Genomic DNA, 15121 nt, shown 5'->3' with positions numbered 1-15121 from the left:
CGGGGAATCTTGTGTTTCGTCATGTGTCCAGGACGTCGCTCGCGTTGGCCGCGGTCGCGGCGTTCGGTCTGACCGGGATGTCGGGGTCGGCGCAGGCCGCCGACGCGGGGATCCTCAGCGCGACCGGCTGCGCCGGCAACGCGGGGTCGACGGACGGTTCGGGTTCGGTCTGCCTGGAGGTCAAGGGCACCAAGCTGCACGTGGACAGCTTCAAGCTGTCCAAGAAGTCCAACAACCGCGCCTGGACGGACCGCCCGATCTTCGAGATCGGCAGCACGTACGGCTACTACGGCACCCTGGAGAACGCCTCCCGCACCGAGACGGTGACCGTCGGCTCCGCCGTCAACCAGAGCTTCGCCAACAACACCAAGGCGTGCGGCTGGTGGGAGAAGTACCCCGGGACGAAGGCTTGCGTGACGATCCACAACTGATCGGCGCGAGGGGGTAGTTGAGGACGCCCTGTCCACCGAGGGGTCGGTGGGCGGGGCGTTGTGCGGGGACGGTTCGGGGCCGACGGCTGATGGTGCGGGGGATCGAGGCACCGGAGTCCGCGGGCCGGGGGAGAGGGCGGGCCGAGTCGGGTGTCCGGGGTGGCTGAGCCCGGTGCTCGATGGGACGCCCCCTGGAATACGCCGGTCCGCCGGGGACACGGCTGTTCGAACGCCGGTGTGCGGGCGGGCACCCTCGACGGACCCCGCCGTCCGCAGGGAACGTGCACTCGGAGGGGGTCGTTGGCGAGGCGGTCGTTCGGTGCGGGCGGCATGCAGAGGCCCGTGCGGTGAAGGGCGGACCCGAGCCGCGGCGGCGTCCAGCGGGCGGCGTCCCGTGGCGGGAATTCGGCGGCGGGGGCGAGTACGGTGGGATCTCTGGTCCGGTTCTCGGGGCGCGGGAGCGTGTATGGAACGGGAGTTGGAGGAGCTGGCGGTCAGGGCGGCGAGGGTGTTGGGGGCCGCGATGGACGCGGAGACCGAGGTGAGGGCGGAGGCATGGCGTGAGATCCGGAGTTGGTTCATTGCGGTGTCCGCTCCGGGCGATGGCAGTCCGACGATGTTCCACCTCTTCTGGGAGGGGGCGTTCTCGTTTCGGGCCCGTCACATCCTGGAGTCCCTCGTCCTGGCCGAGGACCCGGCCGCATCGGCCGACCGACTCCGTGAGCTGGTAGCCCGTTACGAGAACCACTCGGACCTCGCCCCGCAGGCCGACCCCGACACTCCTGAGGGGAACGCCGCGTTCGGTACCTTCACCGTCGACCGGCGAACCATGTCCGACGCCCTCAGGAACCCCGACTGGAACCCCGCCCCCGTCGCCCAGCCGGCCCCCGCGTCCCCCGACCACGCCGAACGGGCCGCCACCCTCACCTCCATGCTCGTAGGCGCGAAGCTGGAACAACCGCCCCCGGCCTCCACGGCCGCTCAGCACGAGCCGACACCGGAGCCGGAAGGCACCCCCCAAGCCGATCACCCCCGCAACGGCCACCACCCCACCCAGCCCCCCGATCCGGAAGCCCCACTCCCGATCCACCTCCCCGCCGCCCCGCCCTTCACCCCCTCGGCACCGGCACCCCCCGACGCCCACCCGCGCGAGCACGCCCCCTCGGCACCCCCCGACGCTCACGCCACCCCACCCCGGGGATACGACCCCCCGTCCCTCGCCCCCGAGGACGCCGCTCACCCCGACCCGGCCCCCGCCCTCTCCGACCCCTCACCCCACCAAGACCGCCCTGCCCCCGAGAACCCCACCTCCCCTCCCCGCGACCACGTCGACTTCAGCCGGGGCACCTTCCACGCCCCCGTCACCGGCGCGGTCACCGGCAACGTCTACTTCAACCACCCCACCCCCACCCACCCCGACCCCACGACCTGGCCCACCCTCGCCGACCTCACCGACGCCGAGGCCCTCGGGCACGGTGTGCGGGAGGCGCGGCGGGTGGAGGACGGGCCCGAGCTGCCGTTGTACGTCGTGCGGGACGTCGAGACGGGCCGGGACTGGTTCGGGGACGGCGGACTGCTGGTGCTCACGGGGAGGAAGCTCGCGGGGAAGACCCGTACGGCATGGGAGGCGCTGTTCGAACTCCCCCCGGACACAAGGGTGTTCGCACCGTCCCCCGGCACGGACCTGCGCGCCCTGCCGGCCCTGCTCGCGGACCACCCCGGCAGACACGTCCTGTGGCTGGACGACCTGGACGCCCACCTGAGCGAACGCCACCTGGACATCAAGCTGCTGACCGAGCTGACCAGGGCCCGCGTACAGATCGTGGGCACGATGAACGACGACGTGTACGACGCGTACGTGAACGACACGGACAGCCCGGCGCACCGGGTCCTGGTCCGCGCCACGAAGAAACGTCTGAGCACGGTGTGGAGCGACACCGAACTGGCGAGGGCGAGGAACAGCGAGGACCCGAGGCTGACCGAGGCGCTGGAGTGGCGCGGGGACACCGGCGTCACGCAGTACCTGGCGGTCGCCCCCCTGCTGGTGGACACCTGGCGCCGGATGCGCGTCGCACGCAGCCGGCGCGATGCCCGCGAGTACCCGCTGCTGGCGTCGGTCGACCTCGCACGGTGCGGTGTACGCGGCGGCATGACGCGGGAACTGCTGACCAGGGCGCAGACGGCCTACGGCGGCACCGAGGCCGTGGACGAGGCGCTGGCCTGGGCGTCCGAGCGCCGGTACGGCGTCACCGGCCTGCTGGTCCCCGGCGACCGGGAGGGCACGTGGCGGCCCCACGGCGCCCTGGTCGCGGCGGCGCTGCGCGAGGACAGGCCGATACCGGCCCGCGTCTGGCGCGCCGCCCTGGCGGACACCTCGTACGGCACCGAGGACCGGCACACCGTCCACATCAACGCGCGCACCCACTTCACCCCGAGGGCCGTGGCCGGCGACGCCCAAGCCATGCACATGCTCGGCCTGCTCAAAGAGGCCGAAGGGGAAAGAGAAGCCGCGATGGACTGGTTCCGGAGAGCCGCCGACGCCGGAAGGCACGAGGTGGCGGAACGGGTCGGCGCCTATTTCCTCAGCAAGAATCACCCCGACCGAGCCCTCCCCTACCTCCTCCAGGCCACCGACCACGCCCCCGCCCCCACCCCCACAGCCCACCGCCTCCTCGCCGAAGCCCACCTGGCCCTGGCCGACCGGGCCCTCCGTAAAGCCGCCGACGACAGGCAGGCCGCCGCACACCTCGGCGACCTCGAACTCCGCCTCGGCGACGCCTCCCGAGCCGCCCAGTACTACCTGCGCCAAGACCAAGGCCAAGACGAAGAAGCCCCCCTCGCCCGCAACCTCGCCGCCTACCACGTCCTGCGCGGCGAGACCGAGACCGCCCAGCCCTACCTGGAGCGCGCGGCGCACGACGGCGACGACAGAGCCGTACGCATCCTCGACGACCTCCGCGCCGACCCGCAGACCCTCCAGGACGCCGAGTCGTACTTCAGGGGTAGTACCGACCCCCTCGACCTCGCGCACCTCGGCGTAGTACTTGAGAGGTCGGGTCGTAGTACCGAGGCGCTACAGACGTACGACGAGGCCGCCGCACAAGGGGACGCCTTCGCCCGGGCCCGAGCCGAAGCGCTCCGGCGGAAACGGGATACCGTCGGCGAGTGACCGACAGCACCCCCACCCTCTTCACCTGGGAGTTCGCTTCCAACCCGTACCCGGCGTACGCCTGGCTGCGGGAGCACGCCCCCGTCCACCGGACCACCCTCCCCAGCGGAGTGGACGCCTGGCTGGTCACCCGGTACGCCGACGCCAGACAGGCCCTCGCGGACGCCCGCCTCTCCAAGAACCCGGCCCACCACGACGAACCGGCACACGCGAAGGGCAGAACGGGTATCCCGGGGGAGCGCAAGGCCGAGCTGATGACGCACCTGCTGAACATCGACCCGCCGGACCACACGAGACTGCGGCGGCTCGTCAGCAAGGCGTTCACCCCGCGCAGGGTCGCCGAATTCGCCCCCCGCGTACAGGAGTTGACGGACCAGCTCATCGACCGTTTCGCGGCGAAGGGCGAGGCCGACCTCATCCACGACTTCGCCTTCCCCCTCCCCATCTACGCCATCTGCGACCTGCTCGGCGTACCCCGGGAGGACCAGGACGACTTCCGGGACTGGGCCGGGATGATGATCAGACACGGCGGCGGCCCCAGGGGCGGCGTCGCACGGTCCGTCAAGAAGATGCGCGCCTACCTCCTCGACCTCATCCACCGCAAACGCGGCGACCTCGGCGACGACCTCATCTCCGGCCTGATCCGCGCTTCCGACCACGGTGAGCACCTCACGGAGAACGAGGCCGCGGCGATGGCGTTCATCCTCCTGTTCGCCGGCTTCGAGACGACCGTCAACCTCATCGGCAACGGCACGCTCGCGCTCCTCACGCACCCCGGCCAACGCGACCTCCTCCAGAAGTCCATCAGCGCGGGCAAGACCGACCTCCTCGAAACCGGAGTCGAAGAACTCCTGCGCTACGACGGCCCCGTAGAGCTGGCGACCTGGCGGTTCGCCACCGAGCAACTCACCCTCGGCGGACAGCACATCGCCCCCGGCGACCCGGTCCTCGTCGTCCTCGCCGCCGCCGACCGCGACCCGGCCCGCTTCGAGCACCCCGACACCCTCGACCTCACCCGCCGCGACAACCAGCACCTGGGGTACGGCCACGGCATCCACTACTGCCTCGGCGCCCCGCTCGCCCGGCTGGAGGGCCAGACCGCGCTCGCGACACTTCTCACACGCCTGCCGGATCTTCAACTCGCCGTGAGCCCCGAGGAGTTGAGGTGGCGAGGCGGCCTGATCATGCGCGGGCTGCGGACGTTGCCGGTCGGCTTCACGCCAATGCCCTGATCAGCCGCGTGCGGGCCCGCCGGCGCACACGGCAACGGCTCCCCCGGAGCGCAAACATGACACGCCCTCACCTCCGTGATCTTCACGTGATCCGCGCGGCATGAACTTGTGACAAGTGATCGTATGCCGATACGTTCGCAAGCCGGAGCGGCCCGCCAGCCGCCCCCGCCCCCCACTGTCGTGAGAAAGGTGTCCGCATGCTCTCCGGGAACGGCCGTCACCGTCGCCCCCGCCAGGCTCCGGCGCTCCTTGTCGCCGCCGGAGTGACCGGCACCGCGATCGCCATCCCGCTGCTCGGCGCGAGCGGCGCGAGCGCGGCGGGCAATCCGGCCGGGATCGAGGGAACGACCGTCTGGGACAAGGTGGCCGACTGCGAGACGGACGCCGCGTGGGACGAGAACACGGGCTCGGGCCAGTTCGGCGGGCTGCACATCAAGCTCGACGACTGGAAGAAGTACGGCGGCCTCACCTACGCCGAGCGCCCCGACCTCGCCGGCCGCGCCGAGCAGATCGAGGTCGGCAAGCGGATCCTCGCCGACCAGGGCCCGGGCTTCTGGCCCATCTGCGCGCTCACGTCGGGCCTGACGAAGGAGAGCGGCGCGGCGGCGACGGACACAACCCCGAGCCCCAGCCCCAGCACGGGTTCGACCGATACGTCCGGAACATCGGGTACGTCCAACGGATCGGGCTCGACGGCCGGTTCCGGCGGCACGGACCCGGGCGCCTCGCCGTCCCCGGCGCCCACGCCGTCGTCGCCGTCCCCCGCCCCGGCGACCCCCGGGAAGTCCCCCGAGGCGACCCCGCAGACCCCCAAGACCCCCGGCTCCTCGGCGGAGACCGGGAATTCGGCCGAGGCGGGCAAGGACAGCGGGTCCGGCCGGATCGTCACCCCGGACGCGCCACAGACCCCGGACAGCAAGCCCACAGAACCGTCGTACGGGGACAAGTCGGGCAACGCGACGCAGCCCGCCGAGTCTTGGAGCCTCGTCGACACCAGCGTCGGTGCGGCCGTCGGAGCCTCGCCGATCCTCATCACCCCGCCCGCGCCCGTGTCCACCCTCTCCACCGCCGGCACCGGCAAGCACCGCGGCGTCAGCGCGGACGAGCCGGCGTCGTACACCGTCCGCGTCGGGGACACGCTCAGCTCCATCGCCGACTCCCTTGAGCTTGACGGCGGATGGCGAGCCCTCTACGCCGCGAACAGGGACCTCATCGGGGCCGACCCGAGCGCCATCGTCCCCGGTCAGACTCTGTCTCTCGGCAAGTGACCGGCGTACGGCAAAGGCGTAAAAGCGGGCGGAATCACGGCAGTTCGGCGTACCCGTTCGCGGCGAATGTCCCAGTTTGGTGAAAGTGTGGGATGAGTCTCAGAAGCCCTGATCGTCTTTGAAAATCCGCTGAGCGCATGCCTACGGTCGTGACGCTCGGCACCCCGAGCCCCGGCTGCCGCGAACGCCGAATCCTGCCAGCGGCCGTCCGGGAACAGTCGTCGCGCAAGCGCCGTAGGCAGGAGCGGGGGACCCAAGGTAAGCGCTGGGAACGGTGGTTGACGCCGTGCCCGGCTAGGGGTGAAGTCACGGAAGTGACGGGGCAACTCAACCGGCCCCAACCCGACAGCTCACCTCGCAGGCGTCGGTGAGGGGATCGATCCATGCTGTTCTCCGGCAAGGGCAAGCACCGCCGCCCGTCCAAGGCCACCCGTGTCGTCGCGCTCGCCGGTGTCACCGGTGTCGCCGTCGCCGCCCCCCTGATGGCCGCGAGCGGCGCCTCCGCCGCGACCGCCTCCGAGTGGGACGCCGTCGCGCAGTGCGAGTCCGGCGGCAACTGGTCCATCAACACCGGCAACGGGTACTACGGCGGCGTCCAGTTCTCCGCCTCCACCTGGGCCGCGTACGGCGGCACCGCGTACGCCTCGACCGCCAACCTGGCCACCAAGTCGCAGCAGATCGAGATAGCCGAGAAGGTCCTCGCCTCCCAGGGCAAGGGCGCCTGGCCGAGCTGCGGCGTCGGCCTGTCGGGCGCGTCCTACAGCGGCGGCTCGTCCTCCAACTCGGGCTCCTCGTCGAGTGGTTCCAGCAGCCGTACGGAGTCGTCCGCCTCCTCCCGCTCCACCGAGCGCCAGGCCGCCCCCAAGCAGAGCACCCCCAGGAAGACGACGTCCTCCAAGACCGTCACCACCCCGACCGGCCAGAAGGTCAAGAAGGGCGACGGCGAGTACAAGGTCGTCAAGGGCGACACCCTCAGCTCCATCGCGGCCGAGCACAAGGTCGCCGGCGGCTGGCAGAAGCTGTTCCAGCTCAACAAGGACATCGTCCAGGACGCGGACCTCATCTACCCGGGTCAGCAGCTCCACCTCAAGTGACCGGCTGACGCTCAGCTGAACCACAGGCCGCTCACATCCGTGGACCTCACAGTGAAGACACCGTGAGGGTCACCCCCCCCGTCCCCCACGGGCCCCCGCTCCGGTGCGTGTTCCCCCGTACGCACCGGAGCGGGTTTTTTGTCTGCCCCCTTTGCCTGCCCCCTTGCCTGCCCCCTGGTTCGCCCCCTTGGTCCGCCCTCGTTGTTCGCCGTCCGGCCACCCCCTCTTTGTTCCGGGTATGAACAATGAGTACGGTCGGTTCTGTCCCATGGGGCGGGCGGTCGGCTGGCCTGAGCCCCGGAGCCGGTTAGGCTCGTCCTCGCAGCGCCCACGAGGTCTGCGTACCCGCGTCACACTGAAGGAGATGCTCGTGCCGTCCATCGACGTCGTCGTAGCCCGGGAAATCCTCGACTCGCGAGGCAACCCCACCGTCGAGGTCGAGGTCGGCCTCGACGACGGCAGCACCGGTCGTGCCGCCGTCCCGTCCGGCGCCTCCACCGGTGCCTTCGAGGCCATCGAGCTGCGCGACGGTGACCCCAACCGCTACCAGGGCAAGGGTGTCGAGAAGGCCGTCCTCGCCGTCATCGAGCAGATCGGCCCGGAGCTCGTCGGGTACGACGCGACCGAGCAGCGCCTGATCGACCAGGCCATGTTCGACCTGGACGCCACCGACAACAAGGGCTCGCTCGGCGCGAACGCCATCCTCGGCGTCTCCCTCGCCGTCGCGCACGCCGCCTCCGAGGCGTCCGACCTGCCGCTCTTCCGCTACCTCGGCGGCCCGAACGCGCACCTCCTGCCGGTGCCGATGATGAACATCCTGAACGGCGGCTCGCACGCCGACTCCAACGTGGACATCCAGGAGTTCATGATCGCGCCGATCGGCGCCGAGTCCTTCTCCGAGGCCCTGCGCTGGGGCACCGAGGTCTACCACACCCTCAAGAAGGTGCTGAAGACCAAGGGCCTGTCCACCGGCCTCGGCGACGAGGGCGGCTTCGCGCCGAACCTCGGCTCCAACCGCGACGCCCTCGACCTCATCCTCGAAGCGATCAAGCAGGCCGGGTACGTCCCCGGCGAGCAGATCGCCCTCGCGCTCGACGTCGCCGCCTCCGAGTTCTACAAGGACGGCAAGTACCTCTTCGAGGGCAAGGAGCGCTCCGCCGCCGAGATGACGGAGTACTACGAGGAGCTGGTCGCCGCCTACCCGCTCGTCTCCATCGAGGACCCGCTCTTCGAGGACGACTGGGCCGGCTGGAAGGTCCTCACCGACCGCCTCGGCGACAAGGTCCAGATCGTCGGCGACGACCTCTTCGTCACCAACCCCGAGCGCCTCGCCCGCGGCATCGAGGAGGGCGCCGCCAACGCGCTCCTCGTCAAGGTCAACCAGATCGGCTCCCTCACGGAGACGCTGGACGCCGTCGAGATGGCCCAGCGCAGCGGCTTCAAGTGCATGATGTCCCACCGCTCCGGCGAGACCGAGGACGTCACGATCGCGGACCTCGCGGTCGCCACGAACTGCGGCCAGATCAAGACGGGCGCCCCGGCGCGGTCCGAGCGCGTCGCCAAGTACAACCAGCTCCTGCGCATCGAGGAGATCCTGGACGACGCGGCGGTGTACGCCGGTCGCAGTGCGTTCCCCCGCTTCAAGGGCTAAGGCTTAGCCAAGTCGTTAGTACGTCCCCGTACCCGGTCCCGTACCGTGTGCGGGGACGTACGCACGTATGAACGGGAACGGGAGGCGCCGGCATGGCCGTCAAGGACAAGGACCGGTTCTCCACAGCGACCAGGCTCCGCGCCCTCGGCGAGCAGACCGCCGCCCGCGTCTACCGCTCCCAGACGAAACGCCAGCAGCGCCGCTCCCGCCTCACCGGCCGCGCCGCGCTCCTCGCGCTCGTCCTGTGCACCCTCGTCGTCGCCCTCGCCTACCCGATGCGGCAGTACGTCTCCCAGCGCGCCGAGATCGCCGACCTCGAACGCCGGCAGGAGCAGGCCCGGCAGAAGGTCGAGCAGCTCCGCGACCTCAAGGCCCGCTGGCAGGACGACGCGTACGCCGAGCAGCAGATCCGGCAGCGGCTCCACTACGTCCTGCCGGGGGAGACCGGGTACGTCGTCATCGATCCGGACGCCGCGAAGCAGGCCCGCGTCGACGCCGGTGCCGCCGACCGGCCCTGGTACGCGAACGTCTGGGACGGCGTGGACAAGGCCGACGCGGTCGGCAGGTGAGGCCGGGGGCGGCGTCCCGCGATACTGGATGCGCCCGCCCCACCTCTTACCGACAGCAGAGAGACTTCCGTACGCCATGCAAACGCCTCCCCCGATCACCGAGCGCACCGAGCCGACCGACGCGGACGTCGAGGCGTTCCGGCAGCAGTTGGGCCGGCCCCCTCGCGGGCTGCGCGCGATCGCCCACCGGTGCCCCTGCGGGCAGCCGGACGTCGTCGAGACCGCCCCCCGCCTTCCCGACGGGACGCCCTTCCCGACGCTGTACTACCTGACGTGTCCCAAGGCGAACTCCGCGATCGGGACGCTGGAGGCGAACGGGGTCATGAAGGAGATGACCGAGCGGCTCGGTCAGGACCCCGAGCTGGCGGCTGCGTATCGCGCCGCGCACGAGGACTACATCCGGCGGCGGGACGAGATCGAGGTGCTGGCCGGGTTCCCGAGTGCCGGGGGGATGCCGGACCGGGTGAAGTGCCTGCACGTGCTGGTCGCGCACTCGCTGGCTGCGGGGCCCGGGGTGAATCCGCTGGGGGACGAGGCGTTGGCGATGTTGCCGGAGTGGTGGGGGAAGGGCGCGTGCGTGGTTCCCGCCGAGTGATCTCGCCCCCGAGAGCAACTCCCGGCGTTCGAAAACTTCCCAGAGAGGTGTTCCCATGACCCGCGTCGCCGCCGTCGACTGCGGTACCAACTCCATTCGGCTGCTCGTCGCCGACGTCGAACCCGCTACCGGGGAACTCGTCGATCTGGACCGGCGGATGACCATCGTGCGGCTCGGGCAGGGGGTCGACCGGACCGGGCGGCTCGCGCCGGAGGCGTTGGAGCGGACGTTCGCGGCCTGTCGGGAGTACGCGGCCGTCATCAAGGAGTTCGGCGCCGAGAAGGTCCGGTTCGTCGCCACCTCCGCCTCGCGGGACGCCGAGAACCGGGACGAGTTCGTACGGGGCGTGCTGGAGATCCTCGGCGTCGAGCCCGAGGTCGTCAGCGGGGACGACGAGGCCCTGTTCTCCTTCACCGGCGCCACCAGGGAGCTGACGGGGCGCGCGGACCTCGCGACGCCCTACCTGGTCGTCGACATCGGCGGCGGCTCGACGGAGTTCGTCGTCGGGGACACGGACGTCCGCGCCGCGCGCTCCGTCGACGTCGGCTGCGTACGGATGACCGAGCGCCACCTCGTCCACGACGGCACCGTCACCGACCCGCCCACCGAGGCGCAGATCGCGGCGATGCGGGCGGACATCGAGGCGGCCCTCGACCTCGCGGAGGAGACGGTCCCGCTGCGGGAGGCGCGCACGCTGGTCGGTCTCGCCGGGTCCGTCACGACGCTCTCGGCGATCGCGCAGGACCTGCCCGCGTACGACTCCGAGGCGATCCACCACTCCCGGATCGGCTACGAGAAGGTCCGCGACCTCACCGAGTGGCTCCTGCGCTCCACCCACGCCGAACGCGCGGCGATCGGCTCCATGCACCCCGGGCGCGTGGACGTCATCGGCGCCGGGGCCCTCGTACTCCTGTCGATCATGGAGCGGACCGGCGCGGCGGAGGTCGTGGTGAGCGAGCACGACATCCTGGACGGGATCGGATGGTCTCTGGCCTGACCGGCTACGGGTTGCGGTACTTGACGGCGAGGACGACGAGTTCGCCGCCGTTGATCCGGTAGGCGACGCGCATGTGTGTACACGCGGCACCGGACAGGGCGAGGCCCCGGGTGTCTTCAGTTCAAGAGGTCGTTGCAACACCCCGATGTAGGGGGACGCGATGGACTTCGAGGTTCGAGAGGACCGGAGGCCGCAGGGGCCCAGGAAGCTCCTGAAGGAGCGTGAGCTCTACCTTTCTCTTGTGGATCAAGGAATGGGCAACGCTCAGGCATGCCGGATCGTGGGAGTGCACGAGCGGACGGGCCGGGACTGGCGCTACGGACGGCCCGAGGGACGCAAGAAGAGGCCGCGACTGCGGGCGCAAGACGCGCCGGCGGTCGCGGTCTTCACTCGTGAGCCCTGGCAGGCGCGGGTGGAAGTACGAGGCGACTCGCGGTACTTGGGCGAGGACGAACGCATCCACATAGCCGACCGGCTGCGGGAGAAGGCGACAGTCCGCGCGATCGCGGCCGAGCTGGACCGCAGTCCGTCCACGATCAGCCGGGAGATCCGCCGCAACCGGCATCCCGTCAGCGGGGACTACCGTCCTCACGCCGCTCACCGCCGCGCCCGAGCCAGACGCCCACGGGCCAGAACGGGGAAGATCGCGACGAGCCTGCGGCTGCGTGACACCATCCAGTCCTGGCTGGGCCTGAAGTGGAGCCCCGAGCAGATCAGCCGGAGCCTGCGCCTGCACTTCCCCGGCCAGCCGGAGATGCACGTGTCACACGAGACGATCTACCAGGCCCTCTACGTCCAGGGCCGTGGCGAACTACGCCGCGAACTGGCCAAGTCCTTGCGCACTGGCCGCACCCTGCGCAAGCCACAACGGCGCCCGGACCAGCGGACTCCCCGCTTCCCGGCTCCGATGGTGATGATCAGCGAGCGGCCCGCCGAGGTCGAGGACAGGGCTGTCCCGGGTCACTGGGAGGGAGACTTGATCATCGGCAAGGACAACGGATCGGTCATCGGCACCCTGGTCGAGCGGACCACTCGCTACGTCATGCTGGTCCACCTACCGGGCAACCGTGACAGCGCCACCGTCCGCGACGCGCTGGCCGACACCGTCAGCACGCTCCCGGCCCGTCTGCGGCGTTCGCCGACCTGGGACCAGGGCGCGGAGATGGGCCGCCACGACGAGTTCTCCCCGGCCACCGGCATGCCGGTCTACTTCTGCGACCCTTCCAGCCCCTGGCAGCGCGGCTCCAACGAGAACACCAACGGCCTGCTGCGGCAGTACTTCCCAAAGGGCACCAACCTGGCCCAACACAGCCGCGAGCACCTGGACGCCGTCGCCGCCGAACTCAACGGCCGCCCACGCAAAACGCTCGGCTGGGAAACCCCAGCCGAGCGCCTCGCTAAGCTACTGACAACAGCCGCTTGACCAGCAGTGTTGCCACGACCCCTTGAATTCGCCGTGGGCCGGGGCCTCGTGTGGGTGTCAGGCGTGGACGTCGATCTTGCCGCTGCAGTCGCTGAACGAGCCCTGGACGTAGCAGACCCACATCTTCCGGGTGGCGCCCTCGTCCAGGTTGCCGGTCGTCCTGTCGGTGTACGGCGCGGACTGGCCGCGCGTCGTGGCCGTGCGGCCGTCGCTGAGGTGGGCCTCGATGCCGTAGCCGTCCGCGAGCTGGTCGGAGGCGATCAGGGTGTCCCCGGTGGAGGAGCCGAAGTCACCGGGATCGGCCGCCCACTGGGCGGTCCCGGCGTACGTGCCGTCGTTGTAGACGTCGATGCGGCCGGCTCCGTTGCTGAACGTGTAGCTGAGGAAATAGACGTTCGGCGCGGCGCTCGCCGGGTTCGCCGGACCGGCCAGAACCAGACCGGTCGCCAGTGCCATCGCTGAGGCGGCTACGGACGCCGCTCTCCTGCCCCGTGTCTTCACGTGTGACCTCGTCTCACAGAGTTGATGTTGTGAAGGAGCCACATCATTCAGGTCAGGAGGAGGCCGAGGAGAGGCGGTTTTCAGCCAACTGTGGAGACTGAGGGTGCGAAATCGGCCTACTGGGCACAAAAAGCCCCCATGGAACGGGGAAGTTGTGCGTGGGCTGTGGGCTTTGCCGAGGGGGCTCCGCTGAGCTGGGGGAACACCGTTTGAGCGGGGTCCCAGGGGGGTGTGGCGGGCCGCTGCGAGAAAGTTCGTGAAGTTCTTCACAAGGAAAAGGGTCCCGTTGGGCGAGGAACGTGGCCCGGTTGGCCCTTCCGGGGCCCAACGCCCGTGTGAACACGTTCAAAACGGGGGTACGGGGACGTATCGCGAAGGGGTCGCGGAGGCATCGTACCGGTCCCTCGCGGACCGCTCGGGCGGCCGGAGAAGCAGGTCGGGGGCCATTGACAACGGCACCGCGGGGGAGTGGGTTCCCGCTCGCGGACATGACATGGATCACGTGGGTCGCGGAGGATAACACACCCCCCGATGAAGCTTGTGAAGGGGCGCACGAGCGACCCCCCTGACCCGGGTGGATACTCGATGGCATGAGCACCACGGAGCGTCCCAGGATCCTCGTAGTAGGCGGTGGGTACGTAGGCCTGTACGCAGCTCGGCGCATTCTCAAGAAGATGCGCTACGGCGAGGCGACCGTCACGGTCGTCGACCCCCGGTCGTACATGACCTACCAGCCCTTCCTCCCCGAAACCGCCGCCGGCAACATCTCCCCGCGCCATGTCGTCGTCCCGTTGCGACGCGTGCTGCCGAAGGCGGAGGTGCTCACCGGCCGGGTCACCACCATCGACCAGGACCGCAAGGTCGCCACGATCGCGCCGCTCGTCGGCGAGGCGTACGAGCTGCCCTTCGACTACCTGGTGATCGCGCTCGGCGCCGTCTCCCGCACCTTCCCGATCCCCGGCCTCGCCGAACAGGGCATCGGCATGAAGGGCGTCGAGGAGGCCATCGGCCTGCGCAACCACGTCCTCGAACAGCTCGACAAGGCCGACTCCACGACCGACGAGGAGATCCGCCGCAAGGCGCTCACCTTCGTCTTCATCGGCGGCGGGTTCGCCGGCGCGGAGACCATCGGCGAGGTCGAGGACCTGGCGCGGGACGCGGCCAAGTACTACAAGACGGTCTCCCGCGAGGACATGCGCTTCGTCCTCGTCGACGCCGCCGACAAGATCCTCCCCGAGGTCGGCCCCAAGCTCGGCCAGTACGGCAAGGAGCACCTGGAGAGCCGCGGCGTCGAGATCTACCTCTCGACCTCGATGGACTCCTGCGTCGACGGCCACGTGGTGCTCAAGAACGGCCTCGAAGTCGACTCCAACACGATCGTGTGGACGGCCGGCGTCAAGCCCAACCCCGTCCTGGCCCGCTACGGCCTCCCCCTCGGCCCGCGCGGCCACGTCGACACCTCCGAGACCCTCCAGGTCCAGGGCACCGACTACATCTGGGCCGCCGGCGACAACGCCCAGGTCCCCGACGTCGCCGCCCGCAAGGCCGGCGTCGAGAACGCCTGGTGCCCGCCGAACGCCCAGCACGCGCTGCGCCAGGCCAAGGTCCTCGGCGACAACGTGGTCTCCGGCATGCGGGGCTTCCCGCAGAAGACGTACGCGCACTCCAACAAGGGCGCGGTCGCGGGGCTCGGCCTGCACAAGGGCGTCGCGATGATCGTCATGGGCAAGATGAAGATCAAGGTGCGCGGGCGGCTCGCCTGGTACATGCACCGTGGGTACCACGGCATGGCCATGCCGACCTGGAACCGGAAGATCCGCGTCTTCGCCGACTGGACGCTGGGGATGTTCCTCAAGCGTGAGGTCGTGGCGCTCGGTGCGCTGGAGACTCCTCGCGAGGAGTTCTACGAGGCGGCCAAGCCGGCGCCTGCGGCGGCGAAGACCGAGGCGAAGGCTTCCTGAACGACGGGGGCCGAGCCCTCGGTGTTCGCCGGGGCTGAGTTTGTTCACGGGGCTCGGGGCCTGTTACCGGTCCTTGCCTGAGGGGCCGTCCGCCATCCGTGGTGCGGGCGGCCCCTTTGGTGTGTCGGGGGGTGTGGCCGGGGCGTGGGGTGCGACCGGGGTGCCGTGCCCGAAACGTGCTGGCGTTCCCCGGCGGGGTGGTGTGAGCTGAGTAGGCGTGCTCATGCGGG

12 protein-coding genes and 1 riboswitch are annotated in these 15121 nt (G+C 70.3%); of the genes, 11 read left to right on the top strand and 1 reads right to left on the bottom strand.

Annotated features, from left to right (window positions below):
• Positions 1 to 23 precede the first annotated feature (23 nt).
• The 10 genes from ACQCO7_RS17100 to ACQCO7_RS17055 all read left to right on the top strand — a co-directional run bounded on the left by ACQCO7_RS17100 (position 24) and on the right by ACQCO7_RS17055 (position 12429).
• Positions 24 to 431 carry a hypothetical protein gene (locus ACQCO7_RS17100; RefSeq protein WP_464072645.1) on the top strand — a complete coding sequence of 136 codons (408 nt, stop codon included), beginning with the start codon at positions 24 to 26 and terminating at the stop codon, positions 429 to 431.
• A gap of 466 nt (positions 432 to 897) precedes the next feature.
• The gene (locus tag ACQCO7_RS17095; protein ID WP_464072644.1) at positions 898 to 3600 is read left to right on the top strand and encodes a hypothetical protein; all 2703 of its coding nucleotides are present in this window, start codon (positions 898 to 900) and stop codon (positions 3598 to 3600) included.
• Entirely contained in the window at positions 3597 to 4832 is a 1236-nt protein-coding gene (locus ACQCO7_RS17090) for a cytochrome P450 family protein (RefSeq protein WP_464072643.1), read from the top strand. Before ACQCO7_RS17095 ends, ACQCO7_RS17090 begins: the two co-directional genes overlap by 4 nt.
• Positions 4833 to 5029: 197 nt before the next feature.
• A complete protein-coding gene (locus ACQCO7_RS17085; RefSeq protein WP_464072642.1) occupies positions 5030 to 6100 on the top strand; it encodes a LysM peptidoglycan-binding domain-containing protein in 1071 nt (356 codons plus the stop codon).
• 220 nt (positions 6101 to 6320) lie between these two features.
• A riboswitch (cyclic di-AMP (ydaO/yuaA leader) is annotated at positions 6321 to 6479 on the top strand.
• Between the two features lie 4 nt (positions 6480 to 6483).
• Positions 6484 to 7194 carry a transglycosylase family protein gene (locus ACQCO7_RS17080; protein ID WP_464072641.1) on the top strand — a complete coding sequence of 237 codons (711 nt, stop codon included), beginning with the start codon at positions 6484 to 6486 and terminating at the stop codon, positions 7192 to 7194.
• Positions 7195 to 7558: 364 nt separating this feature from the next.
• Entirely contained in the window at positions 7559 to 8845 is a 1287-nt protein-coding gene (gene eno / locus ACQCO7_RS17075; RefSeq protein WP_464072640.1) for a phosphopyruvate hydratase, read from the top strand.
• A gap of 92 nt (positions 8846 to 8937) precedes the next feature.
• Entirely contained in the window at positions 8938 to 9414 is a 477-nt protein-coding gene (locus ACQCO7_RS17070) for an FtsB family cell division protein (protein ID WP_464072639.1), read from the top strand.
• Positions 9415 to 9490: 76 nt separating this feature from the next.
• Positions 9491 to 10009, top strand: coding sequence for a DUF501 domain-containing protein (locus ACQCO7_RS17065; protein ID WP_464072638.1), 519 nt, complete (start codon positions 9491 to 9493; stop codon positions 10007 to 10009).
• A gap of 55 nt (positions 10010 to 10064) precedes the next feature.
• The gene (locus ACQCO7_RS17060; protein WP_464072637.1) at positions 10065 to 11006 is read left to right on the top strand and encodes a Ppx/GppA phosphatase family protein; all 942 of its coding nucleotides are present in this window, start codon (positions 10065 to 10067) and stop codon (positions 11004 to 11006) included.
• A gap of 253 nt (positions 11007 to 11259) precedes the next feature.
• Positions 11260 to 12429 (top strand): IS30 family transposase, encoded by a 1170-nt coding sequence (locus ACQCO7_RS17055; protein WP_464077222.1) that lies wholly within the window; start codon positions 11260 to 11262, stop codon positions 12427 to 12429.
• A 57-nt stretch (positions 12430 to 12486) separates the two neighbouring features.
• Here the strand turns inward: ACQCO7_RS17055 and ACQCO7_RS17050 are convergent, their stop codons facing one another.
• The gene (locus ACQCO7_RS17050) at positions 12487 to 12885 is read right to left on the bottom strand and encodes a hypothetical protein (RefSeq protein ID WP_464072636.1); all 399 of its coding nucleotides are present in this window, start codon (positions 12883 to 12885) and stop codon (positions 12487 to 12489) included.
• A 635-nt stretch (positions 12886 to 13520) separates the two neighbouring features.
• On the opposite strand from ACQCO7_RS17050, the gene ACQCO7_RS17045 reads away from it, so the two are divergent.
• Positions 13521 to 14891, top strand: a complete 1371-nt coding sequence (locus ACQCO7_RS17045) for an NAD(P)/FAD-dependent oxidoreductase (RefSeq protein WP_464072635.1) — start codon at positions 13521 to 13523, stop codon at positions 14889 to 14891.
• Positions 14892 to 15121: the final 230 nt, after the last annotated feature.

Source organism: Streptomyces saintjeani, assembly GCF_055409605.1.
The sequence above is the reverse complement of the archived record's forward strand: the minus strand, read 5'-3'. Positions and strand labels throughout refer to the sequence as shown.

Bases quoted from the DNA above. Each gene is read 5' to 3' on its own strand.
- ACQCO7_RS17070 (WP_464072639.1), top strand. From the start codon at position 8,938: ATGGCCGTCAAGGACAAGGACCGGTTCTCCACAGCGACCAGGCTCCGC.
- ACQCO7_RS17085 (WP_464072642.1), top strand. From the start codon at position 5,030: ATGCTCTCCGGGAACGGCCGTCACCGTCGCCCCCGCCAGGCTCCGGCG.
- eno (WP_464072640.1), top strand. From the start codon at position 7,559: ATGCTCGTGCCGTCCATCGACGTCGTCGTAGCCCGGGAAATCCTCGAC.
- ACQCO7_RS17065 (WP_464072638.1), top strand. From the start codon at position 9,491: ATGCAAACGCCTCCCCCGATCACCGAGCGCACCGAGCCGACCGACGCG.
- ACQCO7_RS17055 (WP_464077222.1), top strand. From the start codon at position 11,260: ATGGGCAACGCTCAGGCATGCCGGATCGTGGGAGTGCACGAGCGGACG.
- ACQCO7_RS17080 (WP_464072641.1), top strand. From the start codon at position 6,484: ATGCTGTTCTCCGGCAAGGGCAAGCACCGCCGCCCGTCCAAGGCCACC.
- ACQCO7_RS17050 (WP_464072636.1), bottom strand. From the start codon at position 12,885: ATGGCACTGGCGACCGGTCTGGTTCTGGCCGGTCCGGCGAACCCGGCG.
- ACQCO7_RS17060 (WP_464072637.1), top strand. From the start codon at position 10,065: ATGACCCGCGTCGCCGCCGTCGACTGCGGTACCAACTCCATTCGGCTG.
- ACQCO7_RS17045 (WP_464072635.1), top strand. From the start codon at position 13,521: ATGAGCACCACGGAGCGTCCCAGGATCCTCGTAGTAGGCGGTGGGTAC.
- ACQCO7_RS17095 (WP_464072644.1), top strand. From the start codon at position 898: ATGGAACGGGAGTTGGAGGAGCTGGCGGTCAGGGCGGCGAGGGTGTTG.